Here is a 2,821-nt window from a genome sequence, read left to right as displayed (position 1 = left end):
CTTGATCTGGTTGGTTGCGGTGTTATCGCACTTTAATTGTTTTAATTTACTACTTCCGGCTGAAATTGTCTATAGGGAAATCCTGAAAATGAAGGAAAAAAACCCTTATATTAGCATCAGTGAAACCTTTAACGAGTACCGTGAAATGGATATGTATGGCTTATTATTAAGTTAATTAATGATTGGAACAACCCTTTCATTCTAAATAAATTGCAATCCAATAAGCACAAATACCCCTCCGGAAAAAGCACAGATGAAATTGACAATATCATTCGTCAGCCATTTTAATCCTCGGGAATATTTAGCCTCTTTTCCATTGCAATTGCTAATACGCCGTCGGTTTCGAAATTATTGTTGAATGACCAACGCCCAACTCAACTCTGGTAATGAATGTCCGGCCCGGACGAACGGATACGAATGCCTTTGGCTATCCCATTCTACTAATTTTTTCCGCGATACAAGAACATGAGTCGCGGTTCGGTTAGCGGTTTGTTCCCCAATCGCCGAGTCTTGTAAAAATCCAGTGCGTTAATGAAATTGCCAATCAAAGTTCGCCGTGTCATCTTATCCAAATCGAATATCATCACAGCAGGCGCGGTTTTATCAAATTCACCCGAGAGATCCCACAGTGTACCAACTGTAACCAACAATGCGTCGGTGAGCCATGCTATGCCGACAGTCTCCGGGCCAGACATGCCGGAAAAAAGAAGACGAAAAGATGTATTCGTGTTGAAATTATATAGTTTCAAAGCGCCAGTATCGCCGTAACCAAGCTCATAATAGCCGTTCTTTTTATAAACTGTTGCTCCAGGTCTCGTGTTGACTGCGCGCAAACCGTCTGGTGAGAAGAGCATGAGTGCAAGCTGATTTCTGCTTCGAATTTTCTCAATAGATATTGATTCTTTATAATGTTCAGTAAGTTCTTTCTCGTCTTTAATTTGGAAGGACGTCAGGTCAAATTCAGGTAAGCGTTTCTTCCAGTCTTGCTGCCAAAGTAGAAAAGCACTTTGTTCGGAAAGAAATCGTAGAATAGTCGAATCAGACGTGCTTACTTCCTGGCTGAAGGCAATTTTAGAACTTTGCAGGAAAAGGATCTGACCGGTACTTTTGTTCTTTAGCTTTGGCAAGACACCAAGGATCTCTGATTCTTGCTTAAGAATTTCTTCAGTTTTAAGAATATTGGCGTTAGTATTAAGTAAGAGCACCTCATCTTTATCAGACCAATTTACTTCTTTCGTTGTCTTAAATTGGCCTTTCCATAGAGCATCATAATTTTCATTTAATTTTGAGAGTGCCCGAATTTTTGCGGAGGATTCGGCTTCTGCTTTAAACTCAACCAAGATTTCTTCAGCTACTGGCTCAAATTCAATTCTTTCACCATTAAAAGAATAATACCAGTAAGGATTTTCTATATCCGTTGTCTTAACTTGAGCGAAACCGGTACTACTAAACAAAATCAAAAATGTAGCGCAAATGTAATTGATCTCAGTTTTCATTTTAGTTACTCCTTTCAATTAATCTTATGATGAGAAATTAAGGATTCTTGGGTGGCGGTGGTGGAATTGTTTCCGTGTCAAGACCCCCCTCTATGGTTAGATAAAAGGGTAAGCTAAGCCATTGCACATTTTTATTGCCGGCAAAACCTTCTATATCTTGCCATTTCACTATCCCGGTAAATGCCAAAGAATTACCAACGTCTTTGATGGCACCAAGAAGCCGCACACGATTTTCAAGCAGTAGTTGATGAGCCTCATCTAAATTTATTTTATCTAATTTAACCTCGACTTTAATTGAATCTTGGACCAAAGGGATCCCACCCCGCTTAGCCAGCTCTTTCAAAACACTCATCGGAGCTGTTTTCCAAGTCCAATATAATCGCCGCAAATTCCCATTTAATTTTTTTATGTAAGGAGCGGTTTTTCTAACATTTTTAAATTTCCCAGGTGTTGGGTTTAGCCCACGTGGTAATGAATAACCACCATTCACATGTAAAGGAAAGGCTGAATAAACCTCTTGTTTATCTGAGATGGATTGAATGATGTCAAACAGTCCTGCATGTTTGGCAATATTGATATATGCCAAACGCATGACATAATAGGGGAAAAAGTGATTTTCAATCCAACTGTCCGGGATGGATAAATTGTAATCATGCAAAAGCGTCATTGCGCTATCATGAGGGACGTCTAAATAAAAAATTACTCCAAATGTTGTTGGTCTTAGATAGAGAGGCTCACTAGAATTTTCATGTTTCAATGCCGGTAATATACCGTTTATCTCATTAGGATATTTCTTAATAATCTGGTGTCGGATGGATGAGCTTTTGCCCTTTGTAATGCCAAGAACAAGCGTCGATTTGTCGATAGATTGAATGGCCAGGCTTTTTCTGGGCCGAATAGGAAGTAATCTCAAATTAAAATCGTCCAATACTTCCTGTTTTCGATCATTCGACACCCCATTAGAAAACTCAATTACCAATAACGAATCTATTGATTCAAACACAATTTTATTGCCTTCTAGAATGTTAATGGAAAATTTCGAGTCTTTTTTCTCCTCCGATTTCATATTTACTTTTTTGTTGCAGCCGCCTAAAATTATCACCCCTGTTAATAAGAGAATTGACCTAATTGAAAGGAATTCTTTAAGAAATCTAGTCATTAAAAAGTTCCACTGAACTTGTAGTTTCATTTTTCCTTCCTTGATCTGGTTGGTTGCGGTGTTATCGCACTTTAATTGTTTTAATTTACTACTTCCGGCTGAAATTGTCTATAGGGAAATCCTGAAAATGAAGGAAAAAAACCCTTATATTAGCATCAGTGAAACC

The 2,821-nt window shown here is 38.4% G+C and carries 2 protein-coding genes; both read right to left on the bottom strand.

Going from position 1 to position 2,821, the window contains the following annotated elements; all coding sequences use genetic code 11:
- Nucleotides 1-440: 440 nt before the first annotated feature.
- A complete protein-coding gene (locus IIC38_20285; protein MCH8128260.1) occupies nt 441-1,496 on the bottom strand; it encodes a hypothetical protein in 1,056 nt (351 codons plus the stop codon).
- 37 nt (nt 1,497-1,533) lie between these two features.
- The gene (locus IIC38_20280) at nt 1,534-2,685 is read right to left on the bottom strand and encodes a hypothetical protein (protein ID MCH8128259.1); all 1,152 of its coding nucleotides are present in this window, start codon (nt 2,683-2,685) and stop codon (nt 1,534-1,536) included.
- Nucleotides 2,686-2,821 lie beyond the last annotated feature (136 nt).

It is taken from the genome of candidate division KSB1 bacterium (genome assembly GCA_022566355.1).
GTDB lineage: Bacteria > Zhuqueibacterota > JdFR-76 > JdFR-76 > DREG01 > JADFJB01.
This window is presented reverse-complemented; position numbering and strand designations above follow the sequence as displayed.

Excerpts from the sequence above, each read along its gene's own strand:
- IIC38_20280 (MCH8128259.1), bottom strand. The coding sequence starts at position 2,685 with ATGAAACTACAAGTTCAGTGGAACTTTTTAATGACTAGATTTCTTAAA.
- IIC38_20285 (MCH8128260.1), bottom strand. The coding sequence starts at position 1,496 with ATGAAAACTGAGATCAATTACATTTGCGCTACATTTTTGATTTTGTTT.